Below are 19220 nucleotides of genomic sequence, written 5' to 3' on the forward strand. Positions count from 1 at the left end.
GAATCGGCAGTATATCGCGACATTGATTACCGCTCACCGAGCATGCTGGTATGATGCGCGGCTTTTTTCCTCCCCACACAAAACCACGGCAACCGGTACGGTCTGTGCTTTGCTGATGGGGTCGATACATTCATGGCGCCGGGGGCGCCTTGGGGAGCGGGCATGCTGGAAAGGCTGTTTCAACTAAAAGCACACAACACCAACGTGCGCACCGAGATTCTTGCGGGCGTTACCACCTTCCTGGCCATGGCCTACATCCTGTTCGTCAACCCGAGCATCCTCGGCGAGACCGGCATGGACAAAGGGGCGATCTTCGTCGCCACCTGTCTGGCTGCAGCCATCGGTTCCACCACCATGGGCCTGATCGCCAACTACCCGATTGCCCTGGCACCGGGCATGGGCCTGAACGCGTTCTTCACCTACACCGTGGTGCTGCACATGGGCCACACCTGGCAGGTGGCGCTGGGGGCGGTGTTCCTGTCGGCGGTGATGTTCTTCCTGCTGTCGATCTTCCGCATCCGCGAATGGATCGTGAACAGTATCCCGTTGCCGCTGCGTTCGGCGATTGCCGCCGGTATCGGCCTGTTCCTCGCGCTGATCGCCCTGCATAACGCTGGCATCGTCGTCGATAACCCGGCCACTTTGGTGGGCCTGGGCGACCTCAAGCAACCTGCACCGATCCTCGCCACCCTGGGTTTCTTCCTGATCGTCGGCCTGGAGTCGCTGAAAGTGCGCGGCGCCGTGTTGATCGGCATCCTGGCGGTGACCATCGCCTCGATCGTGATGGGCGTGACGCCGTTCGGTGGCATCGTCTCCATGCCGCCGTCGCTGGCCCCAACCTTCTTGCAGCTGGACATCGCTGGCGCGCTGGACGTCGGCCTGGTCAGCGTGATTTTCGCCTTCCTGTTCGTCGACCTGTTCGACAACTCCGGCACCTTGATCGGCGTGGCCAAGCGCGCCGGGCTGATGGGCAAGGACGGCCACATGCCGAAGATGGGCCGTGCCCTGATCGCCGACAGCACCGCCGCCATGGCCGGTTCGCTGCTGGGCACCTCGACCACCACCAGCTACATCGAATCCGCTGCGGGCGTGAGTGCCGGTGGCCGCACCGGCCTGACCGCCATCGTGGTGGCCGTGCTGTTCCTGCTGGCGTTGTTCTTCGCCCCGCTGGCCGGTAGCGTACCGGCATTCGCCACCGCCCCGGCCCTGCTGTTCGTCGCAGTGCTGATGGCCTCTGGCCTGGCGGAAATAAACTGGGACGATGTCACCGAAGCCGCACCGGTGGTGGTGACCGCCCTGGCCATGCCGCTGACCTACTCGATCGCCAACGGCATTGCCTTCGGCTTCATCTCCTGGACCGCCGTCAAGCTGATTTCCGGCCGCCACCGCGACCTGAACCCGGCCCTGGTGATCCTTTCCATCCTGTTCGTCATCAAGCTGGGCTGGTTCAACGCATGAGTGCTGCTTTCGACCCCTCCTCCTACGCCACCCAGCTGGACGCCAAGGTGGCCCGGCTGCGCGAGCTGCTGGCGCCGTTCAGCGCGCCGGAGCCGGCCGTTTTCGATTCGCCGCGTGAGCACTACCGCCTGCGCGCCGAATTCCGCCTGTGGCGCGAGGATGGCCAGCGCCACTACGCCATGTTTGCCCAGGGCGATAAGCACAAGGCGATCTTGATCGATGATTTCCCCATTGCCAGCCAGCGCATCAATGCCCTGATGCCGCGCCTGAAGGCAGCTTGGCAGGCCAGCGAGGAACTGGGCAACCGCCTGTTCCAGGTGGAGTTCCTCACCACCCTGGCTGGCGATGCGATGATCACGATGTGCTACCACCGCCCGCTGGACGAGGCATGGGAAGTGGAAGCGCGGCAACTGGCTGAAGCGCTGGGCGTAAGCGTCATTGGCCGCTCCAAGGGCAAGCGCCTGGTGATCGGCCGCGACTACGCGATTGAAGAACTCGACGTGGCAGGCCGTGTGTTCAGCTACCGCCAACCAGAAGGCGCGTTCACCCAACCCAACGGTGCGGTGAACCAGAAGATGCTCAGTTGGGCCTTCGAGGCCATCGGTGAGCGTGAGGACGACCTGCTGGAGCTGTACTGCGGCAACGGCAACTTCACCCTGCCGCTGGCTACCCGTGTGCGCCAGGTGCTGGCCACCGAAATCAGCAAGACATCGGTCAATGCCGCGTTGAGCAACCTCGACGAGAACGCTGTGGATAACGTGCGGCTGGTGCGGTTGTCGGCAGAGGAGCTGACCCAGGCGCTGAATGAGGTGCGACCCTTCCGTCGACTGGAAGGCATCGACCTGAAAAGTTATGAGTTCGGTACCGTGTTCGTCGACCCGCCGCGGGCGGGGATGGACCCGGATACCTGCGAGCTGACCCGGCGCTTCGAGCGGATCCTGTACATCTCGTGCAACCCGGAAACGCTGGCGGCAAACATTGCCCAGTTGCAGGACACGCACCGTATCGAGCGGTGTGCGTTGTTTGACCAGTTCCCCTATACCCACCATATGGAGAGCGGGGTTCTACTGGTCAGGCGCTGACCGTCGCACCTTTGGGGCCGCTTTGCGGCCCCAAAGGTTTGAATCAGAAGTCGAAGAAGACTGTCTCCCCTTCCCCCTGAATACGGATATCAAAGCGATATGCCGTCTTCCCATCCACTTCGCAACGCTTGGCAATCAAGGTTTCACGCCGCTGTGGCTGTTCGATCAGGTTGAGCACCGGGCATTTGGCATTGGCCTGGGCCTCATCATCGAAATACAGGCGCGTGTGCAGGTGAATGTTGATGCCACGGGCAAACAGGCTGATGTTGATGTGCGGCGCCATTGGCACGCCAGCAGCGTTGTTCACCACACCCGGCTTGACCGTGTGCAGCGTCCACTCACCGGCATCGAAGGTGGTAGCGGTGCGGCCAAAGCTGTTGAAGGCGTTTTCCAGGTTGTAGGCATCCTGGTACTCGCCGTTGGCATCTGCCTGCCACACTTCCAGGAACGAATCGCGCACCAGGTGGCCGTTACCGTCGTACACCTGGCCGATCAGCAGAATGTGCTCGCCCGGCGCGTCAGGCTTGGCCAGGCGGTTCCAGATTTCCTGGTCGCGGGTCGGGTTGCCGGCCGCTTCCAGGGCCAGGCCGATGTGCACGTAGGGGCCGGCAGTCTGCGAAGGGGTTTCCGGCAGCAGTTCGATTGGCATGGCGGGTTCCTCAGCAGTTTTCGAAGTGGGTCTTGCGCTGGCCACGCAGCACGATGTCGAAGCGGTAGGCCAGGCAGTCCATCGGGTTGGCATTGCTCATGTCGAGCTTGGCGATCAACTGCTGCACGGCTTCAGGGTTGGCGATCGACTTGACGATCGGGCACATCGGGATCAGCGGGTCACCCTCGAAATACAACTGGGTAATCAGCTTGGTGGCGATCGACGGGCCGCTGATGGCGAAGTGGATGTGCGCCGGGCGCCAGTCGTTGGGGCCATTGCGCCATGGGTACGGGCCCGGCTTGATGGTACGGAAGCTGTAGTAGCCGTCACGGTCGGTCAGGCAGCGGCCAACGCCACCGAAGTTCGGGTCCAGCGGCGCCAGGTAACGGTCGTTCTTGTGGCGATAGCGGCCGCCGGCGTTGGCTTGCCACATCTCTACCAGGGTGTTCGGTACAGGCTTGCCGTACTGATCGACGACACGGCCGGCGACGATGATGCGTTCACCAATCGGCAAGCCACCGTTGTTGAAGTTCAGCAGCAGGTCATGGTCGTGGGTACCGAAGCCCAAGTGGGAAAAGTCCGGACCAGTGGTTTCGCTGATCGACTGCGGAATGCTGACCAGTGCCTGGCGCGGCGAGCGGGCGATGGACGTTTTGTAGTCAGGCGTAAGGGCTTTGGGGTGCCAGTTGCGATCACGGATCACGAAGCGGCTGTTGTCCTGTGCGGGCATGCCGATTTCCTCTCTTGGAATTATCTGAACGCCTGGGCGTGGCAGGCGGACTTACAGTTTCCGACAGGTCGCGCACGATGAACATTGAAATCAACCACACGAAACATAACCAAATGGTTATGCCTAAACACTTTGCCCTGACACTCGCCGCTGTCGTGAACTAATCTTTGTCTTCTTGTTTCACGCTCGGGAGAGCACTCATGGAATGGCGAAAAGGCCGACGCAGCGACAACGTGGTCGATGCCCGAGGCGAGGGTGGCGGTGGCGGCGGCATGCGTTTCGGCGGCGGCAAAGGGCTGGGGCTCGGGGCGATTCTGCTGATCGTCGGTATCGGCTGGCTTACCGGGCAGGACCCGTTGCAGATTCTTGGCCAGCTCACCGGCCAGATGGAACAGCAGCAGCAACAAACGGCGCCCAGTGGTGCGGGCGGCAAGGCGCCGCCGGCCAACGACCAGCAGGCCGATTTCGTCGCCTCGGTACTGGGCGATACCGAAGACACCTGGAAGGCCCTGTTCGCCGAGGCCGGCAAACAATACCGCGACCCCAAGCTGGTGCTGTTCAGCGGCCAGGTCAACTCGGCGTGTGGCTTTGCCTCCGCAGCGGTCGGGCCGTTCTATTGCCCGGCGGACCAGCGGGTGTACCTGGACATGTCGTTCTTCCGCGAAATGGAAACCCGCTTCGCTGCGGCCGGCGACTTTGCCCAGGCTTATGTGATCGCCCACGAAATCGGCCACCACGTGCAGACACTGCTGGGCGTTTCGGCAAAGGTCGATGCCGCACGTCGCAGTGGCCAGCGGATGGAGGGCGACAACGGCTTGCTGGTGCGCCAGGAGTTGCAGGCCGACTGCCTGGCCGGTGTTTGGGCCTACCAGGCCCAAAAGCGCCTGAATTGGCTGGAGCCAGGTGACGTCGAGGAAGCGCTGAATGCGGCCAATGCCATTGGCGATGACCGCCTGCAACAGCAGGGCCGTGGGCGTGTGGTGCCGGACTCCTTCACCCATGGCACTTCGGCGCAGCGGGTGCGCTGGTTCAAGACCGGGTTTGCCGAGGGTGAAGTGAACAGCTGCGATACCTTCAGTGCACGTAACCTCTGACACGGATTGGGGCCGTTTGGCGGCCCCAATCATCCAGTTACAAATCTGCTGAAAAAGCGTTTCAGCTTCCCCCATCATTGCCGATAACTCCTGCACGAGTCAGCGGGCATCCAGAACAACAACGCCTGGCGATCGAAGATCAAAAGAGCGAAATCAACTTCTGGAGAGCGTGCATGAACAGCTGGTTCGCCAACATCAGCGTCAACCTCAAACTCGGCCTGGGCTTCGGCCTTGTGCTGGTCCTCACTGGCCTGCTGGCCCTCACCGGCTGGACCAGCCTGGGCAGCCTGATCGACCGCAGCAACTGGATGGGCGATATCGGCCAGTTGAACAAGGATCTCACTGACCTGCGCATTGCGCGCCTGCAGTACATGATCGCCAACGGCGACGATACTGCCGCCGCCAACACCCAGGCCAAGCTGGACGCCTTCAGCAAGCAGCAAGCCTACCTGGCCACCACGTTCAAAAGCCCGGAAAACATCAAGCTGCTGGGTGAGCTGGGCGACACCATCAGCGCCTACAAGCTTTCGCTGAACAAGATGCGCCAGGGCTACGACGCCACCCGCAGCGCACGCGTTACCATGGACAGCTCGGCCACCCGTGCCGACCAGGCCATGGACGCCCTCAGCCAGGAAGTGATGGCACGCCCCGAGGCGGACAGCGTGCGCCTGGCCCAGTACCAACTGATCAGCAAGGCCCGCCAGCAACTGCTGCAGGTACGCATCGATGTGCGCGGCTACATCGCCGACAACAGCAGCGCCAACGAGCAGGCCGCCCTGCGCCAGCTGGATGCAGCGCTGGCCGACATCGACAACCTCAAGCGCCAGCTGCCCGCCGAAGACGCCCGCCTGCAACAGTTCGAAAGCTCGGTACTGGCTTACCGTGACGCCGTGCGCCAGTTCCGCGATGCGGTCGCCAACATCACCACCTCACGTGCCGAAATGACTGTGCAGGGCGCCGATATCGTCAAGCGAAGCGATGCGCTGTACCAGATCCAGCTGCAGCGCCGTGACATCGAGAGCACCCAGGCCCGCAGCCTGCAGGCCATCGCAACGTTGCTGGCGCTGCTGGTCGGTGTGCTGGCAGCGGTGCTGATCACCCGCCAGATCACTCGCCCGTTGCACGACACCCTGGTGGCCGTGGAGAAGATCGCCAGCGGCGACCTTACCCAGCACATGCGCGTCACCCGCCGCGACGAACTGGGCGTACTGCAGCAAGGCATCGCGCGAATGGGCACTACCTTGCGCGAACTTATCAGTGGCATCCGCGATGGCGTCACCCAAATCGCCAGCGCCGCCGAAGAGCTGTCGGCAGTAACCGAACAGACCAGCGCCGGCGCCAACAGCCAGAAGGTCGAGACCGACCAGGTAGCCACCGCCATGCACGAAATGGCCGCCACCGTTCAGGAAGTGGCGCGCAATGCCGAGCAGGCCTCGCATGCCGCAACCGGTGCCGATGACGAAGCCCGCGCCGGTGACCGCGTGGTGGGCGAGGCGATTGGCCAGATCGAGCGCCTGGCCGAAGACATGCACCGCTCCACCGAGGCCATGACCCTGTTGCAGCAGGAAAGCCAGAAGATCGGTAGCGTGATGGACGTGATCAAGTCAGTGGCCGAACAGACCAACCTGCTGGCACTCAACGCGGCGATCGAGGCGGCGCGCGCCGGCGAGGCCGGGCGTGGCTTTGCCGTGGTCGCCGACGAAGTGCGCGGCCTGGCCCAACGCACGCAGAAGTCCACCGAAGAGATCGAAGAGCTGATTGCCAGCCTGCAGCAGGGTACCCAGCAAGTGGCCAGTGCCATGCAGGGCAGCCGTAGCTTGACCGACAGCAGCGTCGAACTGGCGCGCAAGGCCGGGGCTTCGCTGGAGAGCATCACCAGCACGGTGTCGAGCATTCAGTCGATGAACCAGCAGATTGCCGCGGCGGCAGAGCAGCAGAGTGCGGTGGCTGAAGAGATCAGCCGCAGCATTCTGAATGTACGTGATGTGTCGGAGCAGACGGCGGCGGCCAGTGACGAGACGGCGTCGGCGAGCGTTGAGCTGGCGCGGTTGGGTGGGCAGTTGCAGACACTGGTCAGCCAGTTCCGCGTCTGACTTGAAGCCCCTGGGGCCGCTTAGCGGCCCATCGCGACGCAAGGCCGCTCCTACAGGAAATCGCGTTCCCCTGTAGGAGCGGCCTTGTGTCGCGAAAGGAGGGCGAAGCCCTCCCAGCGCCCGAACAGGCTTACTTGACGATCATCCCCACCCCACGCCCACGCGGATCAGAAGCGGTCTCGAGCTTCGCCCCATCCACCCGGATCGCCTGGATATCGCCCATCTCCCAACCCTGGTCCTCCAGCACGTAACCCATCTTCTTCAGTTCATCAGCTACCGGCCCGGTCAGGGGCGCATAGCTGTCAAAGTAGATGGTGTCCTTGGGCAGCAACTGATGGTGCACCCGCTGCGCCGCCACCGCCTTGTCCAACGGCATGCCGTAGTCGTACAGGTTGTTCATCACCTGGAAGATCGAGGTGAAGATCCGTGAACCACCCGGGGTACCGATCACCAGCTCGACCTTGCCATCGCGGGTCATCAGGCTAGGGCTCATCGATGAAAGCATGCGCTTGCCCGGTTCGATGGCGTTGGCATCACCGCCGACCACACCAAAGGCGTTAGCCGCACCCGGTTTGGCGCTGAAATCATCCATCTCGTCGTTCAGCAGGAAGCCCGCGCCCTTCACCACCACGCCACTGCCGTAGTCGAGGTTGAGGGTGTAGGTATTGCTGACCGCATTGCCTTGCTTGTCGACGATCGAGAAATGCGTGGTCTGGTGCGGCTCCAGCCCTGGCTTGACCTTGTCGGTGTCGGAAATGGCCTTCGGGTTGACCTGCGCGGCGCGCTTGGCCAGGTAATCCTTGGCCACCAGCTGGTCCACCGGCACCTTGGTAAAGGCCGGGTCGCCAAGGTAGTCGGCACGGTCGGCGAACACCCGCTTTTCGATCTCTGCCAACAGGTGGATGTACTGCGCCGAGTTGTGCGCCACCCCTTTGAGGTCCGCCGCGCGGTCTTCCTTGATGCCCAGCAACTGGGCCAGTGCCACGCCACCGGAGCTCGGCGGTGGGGCGGTGTACACCACATTGCCGCGCCAGCTTACGGCCATCGGCTCACGCCACACGGCCTTGTAGTCCTTCAAGTCTTCTTTGGTGATCAGGCCTTTGTCGGCCTGCATCTGCGCCACCAGCAGGTCGGCGGTCTTGCCCTGGTAGAACTCGCTCACGCCCTTGTCGGCGATGCGCTCCAGGGTCTGGGCCATTTCCGGCTGTTTGAACAGCTCGCCAACCTTCATGTTGCCGAAGTAGTCGTTGAAGTTGGTCGCTGTCTTGAACATGCCCTGGGCATCGTTGCGGTACTGGTACTGTTTTTCCGCCACCTTGAAGCCGTTTTTCGCATAGCCGATGGCCGGGGTCAGCAACTCGCTCCAGGGCAGCTTGCCGAACTTCTGGTGCGCCTCCCACAAGCCCATCACCGTACCGGGTACACCAGCGGCGCGTACACCAACCAGGCTCAGGTTCTCGATGACCTCGCCCTTGTCGTCCAGGTACATGTTGCGCGTGGCGGCCTTGGGCGCGACTTCGCGGTAGTCGAGGAAGTAGGGCTTGCCGTCGATGAACAGGGTCATGAAGCCGCCACCACCGATGTTGCCGGCCTCGGGGTAGGTCACCGCCAGGGTGAAGGCGGTTGCCACTGCGGCGTCCACCGCGTTGCCGCCCTTTTTCAGAATGTCGGCGGCTACCTGTGCACCATATTGATCAGGTGCGGCCACCGCGCCGCCCTCCAGGTTGGCGGCGTAAACCGAGGAACAGCTCAGAATCGCGGCTGCGAGAGCCAGGTACTGGAACGGGACAATACGCATGACACTTCCTTGGTGTTGTTTTTGTTGAGCAGTCAGTAAGGCCGAAGCGCTTCGACTGTGCAATCAACCGTAGGAAGTTTCGCCGCCTGTGGGCAGGATTTGTCGCGTTCAGGCAACTCAGCAGGCGTACATCGCCAATTTGCGCTGGATGAAGTCCAGGAAGCACTGGATACGCAGCGCCAGCTGGGTGTTGCGGTAGTAGACCGCGTGGATCGGCTGACGGTAGCCATTATTGGCTTCGCCCAGCAGCACTTGGAGGCGCCCGGTGCGGATGTCTTCGTGGGTCATGAAATGCGACAGGCTGACGATGCCCTCCCCGGCTAGCGCCAGCTGGCGCAGGGTCTCGCCACTGGAGGCGAGCAATGCCGGGCGGATGCTGAAGCGGTCGCCCTGGGCGTGGCGCAGTGGCCAATGGTTGAGCGATTCGGGCTGGCTGAAGCCGAGCAGGCAGTGGTTGGCCAAATCCTCGACGCGCTGCGGTGTGCCGTGCTGCTCCAGGTAGGCAGGGCTGGCCAGTACCTGCACGGGGCTGCAACCCAGGTTGCGCGCATGCAGGCTGGAGTCGGCCAGCTCACCGATGCGGATCGCCACGTCGGTGCTCTGCTCCAGCAGGTCGATGATCAAGTCGTCGGTGTTCAGCTCCAGCTCGATGCCCGGGTACTGGCGGCGGAACTCGCCGATCCACGGCAGGATGGCATGCAGCATGAACGGCGCAGCGGCGTTGATGCGCAGCCGCCCGGAGGGGGTCTGGCGGTTCATCGAGAGGCGCTCTTCCATCTCGTCCATCTGCTCCAGGATCAGCCGCGAACGCTCGAGGAAGAAACGGCCCTCCTCGGTCAGGTCCATGCGCCGGGTGGTGCGGTTGACCAGCGTGGTGCCCAGCTTGCCTTCCAGCCGCGACAGGGTGCGGCTGACGGCGGAGGGGGTCTGGCCCATCTGGTCGGCGGCGGCGGAGATCGAGCCGCAGTCGATGACGGCGACGAATACCTGGAGTTCTTCGGATCGGGTTATCACACGATTGGCCTTGGCAGGGGTATGCGGTGATTGATAGCGGGTCATCGGAGTCTGTGCAAGGGGCCGCTGCGCGGCCCCAACCTCCCATTACTGCGCCTTGCCGAATACCTTGTCCAGATGGGCTTCATACGCTGCCAAGGCAGCCGGCACATCCGGCCGCTTCATCACATCCACCGCCAGGAAGGTCGGCAGGCCGCTCATGCCAAGGAACTGGTTGGCCTTGTGGAACGGGAAGTAAACGGCATCAACACCCTTGCCTTCGAAGAAATCGCTCGGGTCATCGAACGCCTGCTGCGGCGCGTTCCAGGTCAACGACAGCATGTACTGCTTGCCGTGCACCAGGCCGCCGCTGCCGTACTTTTGCGAGTGGTCCGAACGGGTGCGGCCATCATTGGCGTAGAGGCTGCCGTGGCCTGCCGTGAAGACTTCGTCGATGTACTTCTTAACCGTCCACGGCGCCCCCATCCACCAACCGGGCATCTGGTAGACGATCACATCAGCCCAGAGGAATTTCTCCACCTCTGCCTGCACATCGTAACCACCGTCAATGAATGTCTGCTGCACGTCGAACCCGGCGCGGTCCAGATGAGCGAGGGCCGCTTCGTGCAAGGTTGCGTTGAGACGGCCATCAGAGTGAGCGAACTGTTTACCACCATTGAGCAGAAGGATCTTTTTCATGCTGGCCTCCACGGCCGAATCAAAATTCAGGCCGGCAGATTAGAGGCTCACGGGTGTGGGATACAGCAGTGACGGGGCAAAATACAATTGATCAGAAGTCACGAATTGGCAATGAATTATTGCCGTAGAATCAGCTCACCAACCATCATCGAGTAGCGCCCCATGAGTGAGCAGTTCGCCTTCATCCTCAAAGCCAAGACCCGCCCGGAAATGGCTGATGCGTTCGAAACCCTGTTCCGCCCCTACGTCGAGCCAAGCCGCCAGGAGCCAGGCTGCATCGAGTACCACATGCTGCGCGACAAGGAAGACCCGAGCCTGTTCGTGTTCTTCGAAGTGTGGGCCGACCAGGCTGCACTGGACGTGCATTCGGCCCTGCCGCACATGACTGCGTTCTTCGAAAAACGCATGGAATACCTGGAGCGCGATTTCGATATCCAGCGGGTCGACATGCTCAGCGCATCATCTGCTAACCGTTAATCAGCAGATGGCCGCCGAGTACGGCCAGGCCGATGAAGAAGCAACGCTTGAACAGCAGCGCACTGATGCGCTGACGCAGCCACTGCCCGGCCAGCATGCCAAGCAGGGCCGGCGCCAGCATCAGCAGCGATGCCCCCAGCGCCTGGCCACCCAGGGCATCCTGCCCAGCCAGGCCAACGGCCAAGGCCAGGGTCGAGACCGTGAATGATAGGCCCAAGGCCTGGATCATCTGCTCTCGGCTCAGACCCAGGCTCTGCAGGTAGGGCACAGCGGGCATCACGAACACCCCAGTCGCCGCCGTGACCACGCCAGTGACCAGGCCGCAAAGCGGCCCCAGCCAACGCTCGTGCCCCGCAGCCACATGAAAGCCCAGGCCGACCAACCCATACAACGCATAGACCAGCAAGGCGGCTCCCAACGCGTGGGCAGCCCACGGGCCGCTGTTGATTCCCAGCCAGGCGCTGCCCAGCCATGTACCGACAAAGATCATCACCAGCATCGGCCCCAGCCGCACCAGCAGCGCCCGCAGGTGCCCACCGCTGGCCAACTGCCAAAGATTGGTGAGGGTCGAGGGCACGATCAGCAATGCGGCAGCCTGCGCCGGTGACATGGCCAGGCCCAGCAAGCCCATGGCAATGGTCGGCAGGCCCAGGCCGATCACCCCCTTCACTGCACCAGCTAGCAGGAAAGTCAGTACCACCAGCAGCGAGAGTGCTGGGCCAATGTTCTGGAAGAAAGTGAGCAAGGTAGTCATGGGGCCGATGATGGCGTACAGCGAACGAGGTGAAAATCTGCCATATACTCAGCCAGCCTCTTGCCAAGACAGAGCCACATGCACTTTGACCTGATCGACCTCAAGCTGTTCCAGCACACCCTGGAGTGCGGCAACATCACCGCCGGCGCCAGCCGCAGCCATCTTTCACTGGCAGCGGCCAGTGCGCGCATCCGCGCCATGGAAGCCTCGCTGGGTATTCCTTTGCTTGAGCGTAACCGTCGTGGCGTACAACCGACGCCGGCCGGCCAGGCGTTGTTGCAGCATGCGCGGCTGATAACCCAGCAAGTCGAGCGCTTGCAGTTCGACCTAAGCCAGTATGCGCAGGGGCAGCAAGGCCAGGTGCGCCTGCTGTGCAACACCGCTGCGCTTACCGAGTACCTGCCCGAACTGCTGGCCAGCTTCCTGGCGGAAAACCCCGGTGTCAGCGTGGACGTGCAAGAGCTGCCGAGCTTGCGCATCGTGCAGTCGATTACCCAGGGCATCGCCGACCTGGGCATCGTTTCCACCGCTGCCCCCAGCGAGCATCTGCAAACCCGGCCGTTTCGCGACGACCCGCTGGTGCTGGTGACACCGCTGGGCCACCCGCTGGCCCATGCAGCCGCGCCCAGCTTCATCGAAAGCCTGAGCCATGGCTATGTCGGCCTTGGGGCTGGCAGTGCGTTGGCGCTGTACCTGGAAGAGCAGGCGCTACGCGAGGGGCGGCGCATGCGGATTCGGGTGCGGGCAGAAGGGTTTGACGGGGTGATTCGCATGGTGGCGGGCGGTGCAGGTGTCGGGGTGGTGCCGCTGGCAGCGGTGCAGCGCTGGCAAGGGATGTTGCCGTTGCATTGGGTAGCGCTTGAGGAACCATGGGCCAACCGCAAGTTGCTGGTATGCGCGCGGGATTTTACTGCGCTACCGGGCTATGCCGCAGGGCTGGTCACCACACTCTGCGGCTGAGGCAAGCAACAAGTGCAGGTAGTGCCGGCCAGCATCACCGACCTGCATTTATGGCGCGTGGGCAAAGACCGGTACGCCTGCATTCTCGGCTGGCCAGCCAAGTCGCTCTCAGCGCCAACAGCGTGCGCAAGGCTCTGGGCGGGCACGAAGAACTGGCGCACATCACCGTCGAGGTAAAACGCCTGGCATAGCGCGGGCAGGCAGCTGGACGTCGAGCCCAGGCAACTGCGGCTCGGCCGATGGGCCTATGGTGACCCGTCATTCAGCCAGTCACCAGGAGTTGTGCCATGTCCGATTTCATCACCGTCCTGCGCGAAACCTGCCCGACGCCGGTCGTGGACGCCACCAAGTGGAAGCGCATCGGCGGCGATCCGCACACCGTCAACCTCAATGCCTACCTGTCTGCCGACGGCAGCAAGATCATGGGCACCTGGATCTGCACCCCAGGCAAGTTCGAGGTCAACTACGAGAAGTGGGAGTTCTGCCACTTCCTCGCTTAGTGAAACCAAAAATATCCCAAAACCAACAAAAATACGTTATCGACTTGTTTTTCTTGATTTTTTTTTGGGAATAATTTTAGGATACCCCAGCATCCAGTTCCTAAATCGAAGCCACCGATAAGGCCCTTTGCTAACCTCCCCTCTCCAAGGTCAACACTTTCTCAATCGCATCTCTGAATCCCGGTTTTTGAATGATACGGCCCTTGGAGTCCGAGACCTCGCCACGAGGCCCGATTGTCTGTCCCATCTGACGCAGATTATCCTCATCGATTGCAAACCTCAGCGCCGATAATTCAACCTCCCTCAGCCGAAAGTATGTTTCAGGTGTTTTCCCTTCAACCGCACCTAAAAAAATGGGCGTCATGCCACTAGAAAGCTGTCGACGCATCTTTGATTTTAACGCCTTCAACTCCTTTACCAGCAAAGAAACATTTAACTTCAGCACCGGATCTTCGATACTCGAGACCCAAGATAATGCATCAGAGAATTGATGCGTTGGAGCTGGCATCGATGCTTGTTTCCAAGCATGGATTAGCAATCTGTAATGTTCCCCTGTAGGATTCACAATCGACTTTTCACTGGGTACTGCCAAGCCGCGAGCTTGTCCCATAGCCAGCAGAGCTCTGTATGAGAAGTCCTTTACCTCAAGGCTCGCAGCAATCTTACAAGCTTCGTTGATCGCCTCCAGACTTCGACGGCGTCGAGAGTCACTTGCTTCGGATGTCAACCTTTCAAATACCACTTCTGGAAGCTCACTCATCATTCTCGTCTCCATGCGCACCAGAGGTAAGCGATACGTAATTCGAAAAAATCGCCTTGATTTCGGATGTTATGGGAGTCAAACCGGCTTGATATTCATCAACATCCAATATCATTAACTTCCCTGAGATCAAATTATCGATTCTTTCCCAGGAATGCAGACGACTCATCAGCAACGAATTTAACTGATTGCATGCAGCAAGCTTTTGCGCATTTGTAAGCTTATACATTGCTGGCCGCAACCCGTTATTAGCTGCCATCCTGTCGATCATTTCTGAAATCAATGGCAAGGCACGAGATGGGTTCGCAGATCTGTAAATAGTTGCATTTTGACAGATTTCAGACAGCAGATGGTAGGTCGACTCTGAGGCCCTGAAGCTCATCTCCTTCAGGTCTTCCGAAACAACTAACTTAAGCTCTGCCTCACTATTTTCTGACTCAGTGTGATCGATTGCTTTTACGCAATCCATTACGTAGCGATTGACAGCCCCATAGTCACGTAACAACACTTCGAGTTTTGCTGCACTTTGTTGCTGTTGAGCGACTGAACGTTTACGGTCCAGCTCCCGATCAAATGGTAGATCTTTGATGCTCGCATCGTACCAGGCGCTTTCCAACTCATCCAGTTCAGCTGTATAAGCTTGATATCTACCGCTTTCATCATGAATTTCAAGAGCTATCTCATTCGCCAATGAAACCAATCCTCCTAAGAATGCTATCCCTGAAACAAAGAAACGACAACGAGGACAATTTTTCTGCCCTAGATACCCAGCTTCAACCGCGGCATATACATTCTCAATGAGATCACCACCTATATTGCAGGCGGCAGCCGACATCGGGCATATTCCCCAATCAAAAATTACGTTTGCAGATTTTGTCGATGACTTCTCGAAAAAAATCCTATTTCCGTCAGTTGCAATCAAATTCCTAGCTTGCGATTGCAAGCCATTGGCAAGCACGTCTCGCACCAAATTATCACAGGCGGTATATTCAGCACGCTTCTCGGCCTCTTGCATAGGCCTCCGCATTTGGTGTTCCTTAAGACTCACATAGTGAATGGTCATGACGAGCGCTGCATGCCCAACCAGCTTCGACACTATATGTATCGGCGCATCCCCGTCCGCTATATAGGCGGTGATGAGACTTACCCTCAAGCAGTGAGGAGTGTAGTCACTAAGATAACGAGGTCCGTACTGACTGTTTTTCCTGGCTAGATCTTCCCCACCCCGTTGAATGAGATAAAGTAGCTTAGGCAATGTGGTCTGGAAGGCCGTTGCCGTAGTAATAGGCTGACCCGTTTTATCTTGTCGAAAAAGAAAGCATTGGCTACCCCGAGATTTCAAAATCTCACTATTGATCTCTGCGTGTGTTTTTATCGAAGTCCATGGTGTGGGGTAATCAAGCGGTGAGTATTTTTCCTGCCAGTCCCTCAACACCAACAACCAATACGCCAAATCCTCTGGAATCCATTCGACTTCGTATCCTTGATCACGAGCACCAGTTTTATTAGTTGTGCAATAGAACTTTGGATATCCATTTTTCCCTTTTTGAACTGCCGCCTGAGGTGTACTGCTCCTGGTGCCACGCAAAGCAAGATGCCCAGTATTCTTCCTCCACTCAATTGTACCAGTTTCCATGTCAACAACTCCGACCTCTCGGTCAGCCTCTCCGCTATCCAGCCACAGAATCTGTTGCCCCCGTAATGGAAACCTTAGCAAGGTATAAAGCGCTACAAACCGAACCGGAGACCATACCTGATACACAACTACTCTGCGCCGTTTCCCAGCAACAACCCGCTCAATTCGCTCAAGCTTTCGCCATACCGTATGAGGATCATCGACATCAATTTTCGATAATGGGACATCAAGCCAGTCTCCGCGGCTATCGAAGAACTCTTGGAGATGCTCTAACTGGCTTAGGGACACGCGTCGTGATAGAGACATCTCATAATCAGGAACGAGGTAGTTTCTAGCTCTCAAAATATACTCGTAACCAAGCGAGGGTTTATTCGTCTGACCTAGTTTAGAATAGCCTAACCCTTTGGCGAATCCGGCGAGGATGCTAGAAAACGGATTTCTGAAGTCGTTTAGCACGACGCTCTCATCCCCATCGACATCTGTACATTCTTCGTCGAGAACCCACTGAAAAAATGTCGAAATTGACGTGTGTACCTGCTGCTTCAGGGACTCTGCCTGAGACTCAATCAATGATATATACAGCGCAGCATTAAACTTATTAGCCCTTAATAATAAAAATTTTGGATCATCAGGTAAATTTAATTCGTGAAAGTATCCGTTTATCAGCACCCTCAACGCCATGCGACGTATTGCATAATTTGTTTGAAACCTCAAATGTTTCTCATATACATCACACAAGCATGGGTAGCTATCTGAATAATCAGGAGCTATTTCCAGCGAAAGAAAGTCTTGTATACTGATCCAGCCTTTGTGCTTGAAGGCTCGATAGGGAGCACTCGGCAGCCTAGGATCCTGCTTATATCCGTCTCTATACTCGGCATATGACTTAAAACCAAATTTTTCGGCAGCTTTTTTTGCTTCTTCATATGTTTTGTAATTCCTGTCGCGCTCAACCCCAAGGAAATTTGGCCATCCTGACCATGGAAGAAAGTGACTCTTAGGGTCGCACGGCAGACGAGGATCCAGTTTATATTTAGCTCTATAGTCAGACGCACTTATAATCCCCAACCGCTGAGCAGCGGCGCTAGCCTCGGCCAAATCACTATAAAAAAGCGGTTTAAAGAAACGAAACAAAAACTTCCAACTGACCCAGCCTTTAGAAGCGTACTCCGACCAAGGCGCACAGGGTAATTTTTCGTCTTCCTTACGCCTAACCAAATACTCATCTTTACTCGTAATGCCCAATTTATGCACCGCCTGCTCCATCTCTGAATAGGTGGGATAAAATTTAGATTTCTGCCTATCAAAAAAATCATACCAATTAGTCCAGCCGCGGCCAGAATAAGCCTTTTCAGGGCTAGATGGGAGCCTGGGATCTTCGTAGTATCTTTTCCGATAATCCGGAACACTCACAATCCCCAGCTTTTTTGTCGCTTGCTTAGCCTCTTCATAGCTCGCGTATATAGCAACCAGCTCATCTGAAAGGAACGGCCCCCACCCTTTCCAACCTGTTTTCGCGTAGACTTCATTTGGATTACTCCTCAGTTTTTTATCGGCTAAGTAACGGTTTTTATATTCTTTCGCGGTGTGTACACCTAGCCTTCTCGCTGCGCTTTTTGCTTCTTCATAGGTTGGATAAGCTTTCTCATAATCCTCTTGGAAGAAATGCCTCCAAGATTTGCATTCATCGTAAAACCGTACGGGATCGGAAGGCAGACGTGAGTCTTCCTTATAACGAGCCACGTATTCTAGCTGAGTTGAAATACCTAGAAACCTTGCTGCAATCTGTGCTTGCGACAACGATTCGTATAAGTCTGGCTTTGCCTTGCTCAGAAACACATACCAACAATCCCATCCTTTTCCCGCAAAGAAAATTGGGGGATTTGATGGTAATCCCGCATGCTCTTTGTATCGACTCCTATATTGACCGGCAGTGCATATATTAAGCGCGGCAATTATCTGGCGAGCTTCATCATAGCTACAATAAGATTCTTCTGGCATTTTTATTCTCATGCAATTTAGTTTATTGCAGCGACGCATGTATAGCGTAGTTCAATACATCACCACCTTCCACCGCCACCCTCAGATCGTTTTTGAATGGCCGGATAGAAACATCGACCATTTGAGCTGATAATCAGATATAAAAAACACTAACGCTCACCTTCATATGGAGTTAGCCTAGACAGAAATTCGCAAACGGGCATATTAGTGTCGGGTACAGACATCTCTCTTCTGACATACTTTGTGATGCTACAAAACATCATCACCACACGAACACATTCTATGAAAGACCTAATCGTTGTACTGCGCGACACCTCCCCTTTACCAGTTCTTGACGCATGCACCTGGGAACGGCTGTCGGGCGAGCCTCACACTGTCAATCTGAACTCGTACACCTCGGAAGATGGCTCGAAGATTATGGGTACATGGATATGCACGCCCGGTAAATGGCGCGTGGCCTATACCAAATGGGAGTACTGCGACTTCCAAGAAGGTTATTGCGTGATTACCCCCGATGGTAAGCAGCCAATTCACCTCAAAGCAGGCGACAAATTTATTATAGAGCCTGGCTTTTCCGGAACTTGGGAAGTAGTAGAGACCGTACGCAAATATTTCGTATTCTCTTAAATGTCAAATGGCAGCGCCGCGCCATCGCGTCGGCGCATGACCATGATCGCGGATTTGAAGGAGGTACAGACATCACGCCTTCGAATTCTGCCAAGCGGGACATAGATGCGGAAGACTTTGTGCGGTGCAACCTCACGACTGGCTCAGTGTTGAGTGAAGATGGCCCGGGAGGAACTGGGCGATCTGCTGGAGCTGACTCAAGCCTGAGGAGGCCTGCTGTAAACCACTTTTTTCACTGTAAACCACAGTGGCTTACAGTGAAAAAAAGTGGTTTACAACGTAGCTACGACACGCGCTCTGGCGACTCCCCAGGCCAACGCGCTCGTCATTGATTCGTTCGGCCGGGTGTCGAACGCTTCCTCATAAAGCGCGGTTCCCGACGGCGCGTACACACCGATAAACAGCTGCGTTGCGGCTTTCCGCGAAAGCTTTACCTGCACGTCGAGATAAAATCCGTCATTCAGGATCTCTTCGTGGGTCCGGTGATGAAGCGTAGGATCTGCCCAGCTTCAATAAACATCTCCGCGCAAACGCATGCAGCCCCCTGCAATCGATGGATAGCGATGGATTCCAAGCTAGCCAAAGCGAGGCGGTAATCAAGCCGATCTAAGCTTTTTGTGAGTCGCGCCCGACAAGTGACCACCTTGTAGTGACTTAAAACAACCCCAACCGATCACGCAAAGCAGAAGACTCACGACTACAGTCAGGAAGGTTTGCACGCAGCCTAAACAAAAAAGCAGCTCCCGAGAGCTGCTTTTCTCTTACTCCCCCTTTTTGTGCTTGTGAGGTTTCAGGTCCGGATGGTCCTTCTGCTTCTCAGGGGTGACTCGCTGCCTTTTGTCCGGAGTGCCATCTTCATTGGTGCGCTTAGGGCCTGGCTTGATGCTCATGCAAAACTTCCTTTTCCGC

At 57.8% G+C, this 19220-nt stretch carries 16 protein-coding genes and 3 pseudogenes; 9 read left to right on the forward strand and 10 right to left on the reverse strand.

The features are described 5' to 3' along the window. Positions 1–162 precede the first annotated feature (162 nt). Both ACNQP3_RS24685 and trmA read left to right on the forward strand, forming a co-directional pair. A complete protein-coding gene (locus ACNQP3_RS24685; protein ID WP_012274185.1) occupies positions 163–1458 on the forward strand; it encodes an NCS2 family permease in 1296 nt (431 codons plus the stop codon). Further along, the gene (trmA, locus tag ACNQP3_RS24690; RefSeq protein WP_264316548.1) at positions 1455–2540 is read left to right on the forward strand and encodes a tRNA (uridine(54)-C5)-methyltransferase TrmA; all 1086 of its coding nucleotides are present in this window, start codon (positions 1455–1457) and stop codon (positions 2538–2540) included. Before ACNQP3_RS24685 ends, trmA begins: the two co-directional genes overlap by 4 nt. 43 nt (positions 2541–2583) lie before the next feature. Here trmA and pcaG read toward each other — a convergent pair whose 3' ends face one another. Together pcaG and pcaH are read right to left on the reverse strand one after the other, a co-directional pair. After that, the gene (gene pcaG / locus ACNQP3_RS24695) at positions 2584–3189 is read right to left on the reverse strand and encodes a protocatechuate 3,4-dioxygenase subunit alpha (RefSeq protein ID WP_012274187.1); all 606 of its coding nucleotides are present in this window, start codon (positions 3187–3189) and stop codon (positions 2584–2586) included. A gap of 10 nt (positions 3190–3199) precedes the next feature. Then, complete coding sequence (gene pcaH / locus ACNQP3_RS24700) at positions 3200–3919, reverse strand: protocatechuate 3,4-dioxygenase subunit beta (protein ID WP_012274188.1); 720 nt, start codon at positions 3917–3919, stop codon at positions 3200–3202. Positions 3920–4119: 200 nt separating this feature from the next. Between pcaH and ACNQP3_RS24705 the strand changes: the two genes are divergently transcribed. Further along, positions 4120–5013 (forward strand): neutral zinc metallopeptidase, encoded by an 894-nt coding sequence (locus ACNQP3_RS24705; RefSeq protein ID WP_012274189.1) that lies wholly within the window; start codon positions 4120–4122, stop codon positions 5011–5013. Between the two features lie 173 nt (positions 5014–5186). Then, entirely contained in the window at positions 5187–7106 is a 1920-nt protein-coding gene (locus ACNQP3_RS24710; protein WP_069942680.1) for a methyl-accepting chemotaxis protein, read from the forward strand. A 130-nt stretch (positions 7107–7236) separates the two neighbouring features. On the opposite strand, the gene ggt is transcribed toward ACNQP3_RS24710, so the two are convergent. The 3 genes from ggt to ACNQP3_RS24725 form a co-directional block, all read right to left on the reverse strand. Beyond that, positions 7237–8904: a gamma-glutamyltransferase gene (gene ggt / locus ACNQP3_RS24715; protein WP_264316549.1), complete on the reverse strand. Its 1668-nt coding sequence runs from the start codon at positions 8902–8904 to the stop codon at positions 7237–7239. Between the two features lie 117 nt (positions 8905–9021). Then, positions 9022–9918 carry a LysR family transcriptional regulator gene (locus tag ACNQP3_RS24720; RefSeq protein ID WP_041166788.1) on the reverse strand — a complete coding sequence of 299 codons (897 nt, stop codon included), beginning with the start codon at positions 9916–9918 and terminating at the stop codon, positions 9022–9024. Between the two features lie 87 nt (positions 9919–10005). Next, a complete protein-coding gene (locus tag ACNQP3_RS24725) occupies positions 10006–10596 on the reverse strand; it encodes an NAD(P)H-dependent oxidoreductase (protein WP_012274193.1) in 591 nt (196 codons plus the stop codon). A 162-nt stretch (positions 10597–10758) separates the two neighbouring features. Here ACNQP3_RS24725 and ACNQP3_RS24730 point away from each other — a divergent pair, with 162 nt between their 5' ends. Continuing rightward, complete coding sequence (locus ACNQP3_RS24730) at positions 10759–11073, forward strand: putative quinol monooxygenase (RefSeq protein ID WP_012274194.1); 315 nt, start codon at positions 10759–10761, stop codon at positions 11071–11073. Here ACNQP3_RS24730 and ACNQP3_RS24735 read toward each other — a convergent pair. Continuing rightward, positions 11063–11827, reverse strand: a complete 765-nt coding sequence (locus ACNQP3_RS24735; RefSeq protein ID WP_060515375.1) for a sulfite exporter TauE/SafE family protein — start codon at positions 11825–11827, stop codon at positions 11063–11065. The two genes, ACNQP3_RS24730 and ACNQP3_RS24735, sit on opposite strands and share 11 nt — an antisense overlap. A gap of 78 nt (positions 11828–11905) precedes the next feature. Between ACNQP3_RS24735 and ACNQP3_RS24740 the strand changes: the two genes are divergently transcribed. The 3 genes and pseudogenes from ACNQP3_RS24740 to ACNQP3_RS24750 all read left to right on the forward strand — a co-directional run. Further along, positions 11906–12787, forward strand: a complete 882-nt coding sequence (locus ACNQP3_RS24740; RefSeq protein ID WP_060494439.1) for a LysR substrate-binding domain-containing protein — start codon at positions 11906–11908, stop codon at positions 12785–12787. 24 nt (positions 12788–12811) lie between these two features. Beyond that, a pseudogene (locus tag ACNQP3_RS24745) lies at positions 12812–12978 on the forward strand (cation transporter); the annotation flags it as partial. A gap of 96 nt (positions 12979–13074) precedes the next feature. Next, positions 13075–13281: pseudogene (locus tag ACNQP3_RS24750) on the forward strand (cupin domain-containing protein); the annotation flags it as partial. A gap of 136 nt (positions 13282–13417) precedes the next feature. Here the strand turns inward: ACNQP3_RS24750 and gmtX are convergent. Beyond that, on the reverse strand, positions 13418–14050 hold the full coding sequence (gmtX, locus tag ACNQP3_RS24755; protein WP_059183340.1) for a gamma-mobile-trio protein GmtX: 633 nt from the start codon (positions 14048–14050) through the stop codon (positions 13418–13420). Further along, on the reverse strand, positions 14040–17684 hold the full coding sequence (locus ACNQP3_RS24760) for a VPA1269 family protein (protein ID WP_264316550.1): 3645 nt from the start codon (positions 17682–17684) through the stop codon (positions 14040–14042). The genes gmtX and ACNQP3_RS24760 overlap by 11 nt, the downstream gene beginning before the upstream one ends. A 282-nt stretch (positions 17685–17966) precedes the next feature. Between ACNQP3_RS24760 and ACNQP3_RS24765 the strand changes: the two genes are divergently transcribed. Further along, positions 17967–18311: a cupin domain-containing protein gene (locus tag ACNQP3_RS24765; RefSeq protein ID WP_004577665.1), complete on the forward strand. Its 345-nt coding sequence runs from the start codon at positions 17967–17969 to the stop codon at positions 18309–18311. Between the two features lie 272 nt (positions 18312–18583). On the opposite strand, the pseudogene ACNQP3_RS24770 reads toward ACNQP3_RS24765, so the two are convergent. Together ACNQP3_RS24770 and ACNQP3_RS24775 are read right to left on the reverse strand one after the other, a co-directional pair. Then, a pseudogene (locus ACNQP3_RS24770) lies at positions 18584–18847 on the reverse strand (hypothetical protein). Between the two features lie 225 nt (positions 18848–19072). Continuing rightward, positions 19073–19201, reverse strand: a complete 129-nt coding sequence (locus ACNQP3_RS24775; RefSeq protein WP_003253468.1) for a hypothetical protein — start codon at positions 19199–19201, stop codon at positions 19073–19075. Positions 19202–19220: the final 19 nt, after the last annotated feature.

It is taken from the genome of Pseudomonas sp. LFS074 (genome assembly GCF_047978165.1).
Lineage (GTDB): Bacteria > Pseudomonadota > Gammaproteobacteria > Pseudomonadales > Pseudomonadaceae > Aquipseudomonas > Aquipseudomonas putida_P.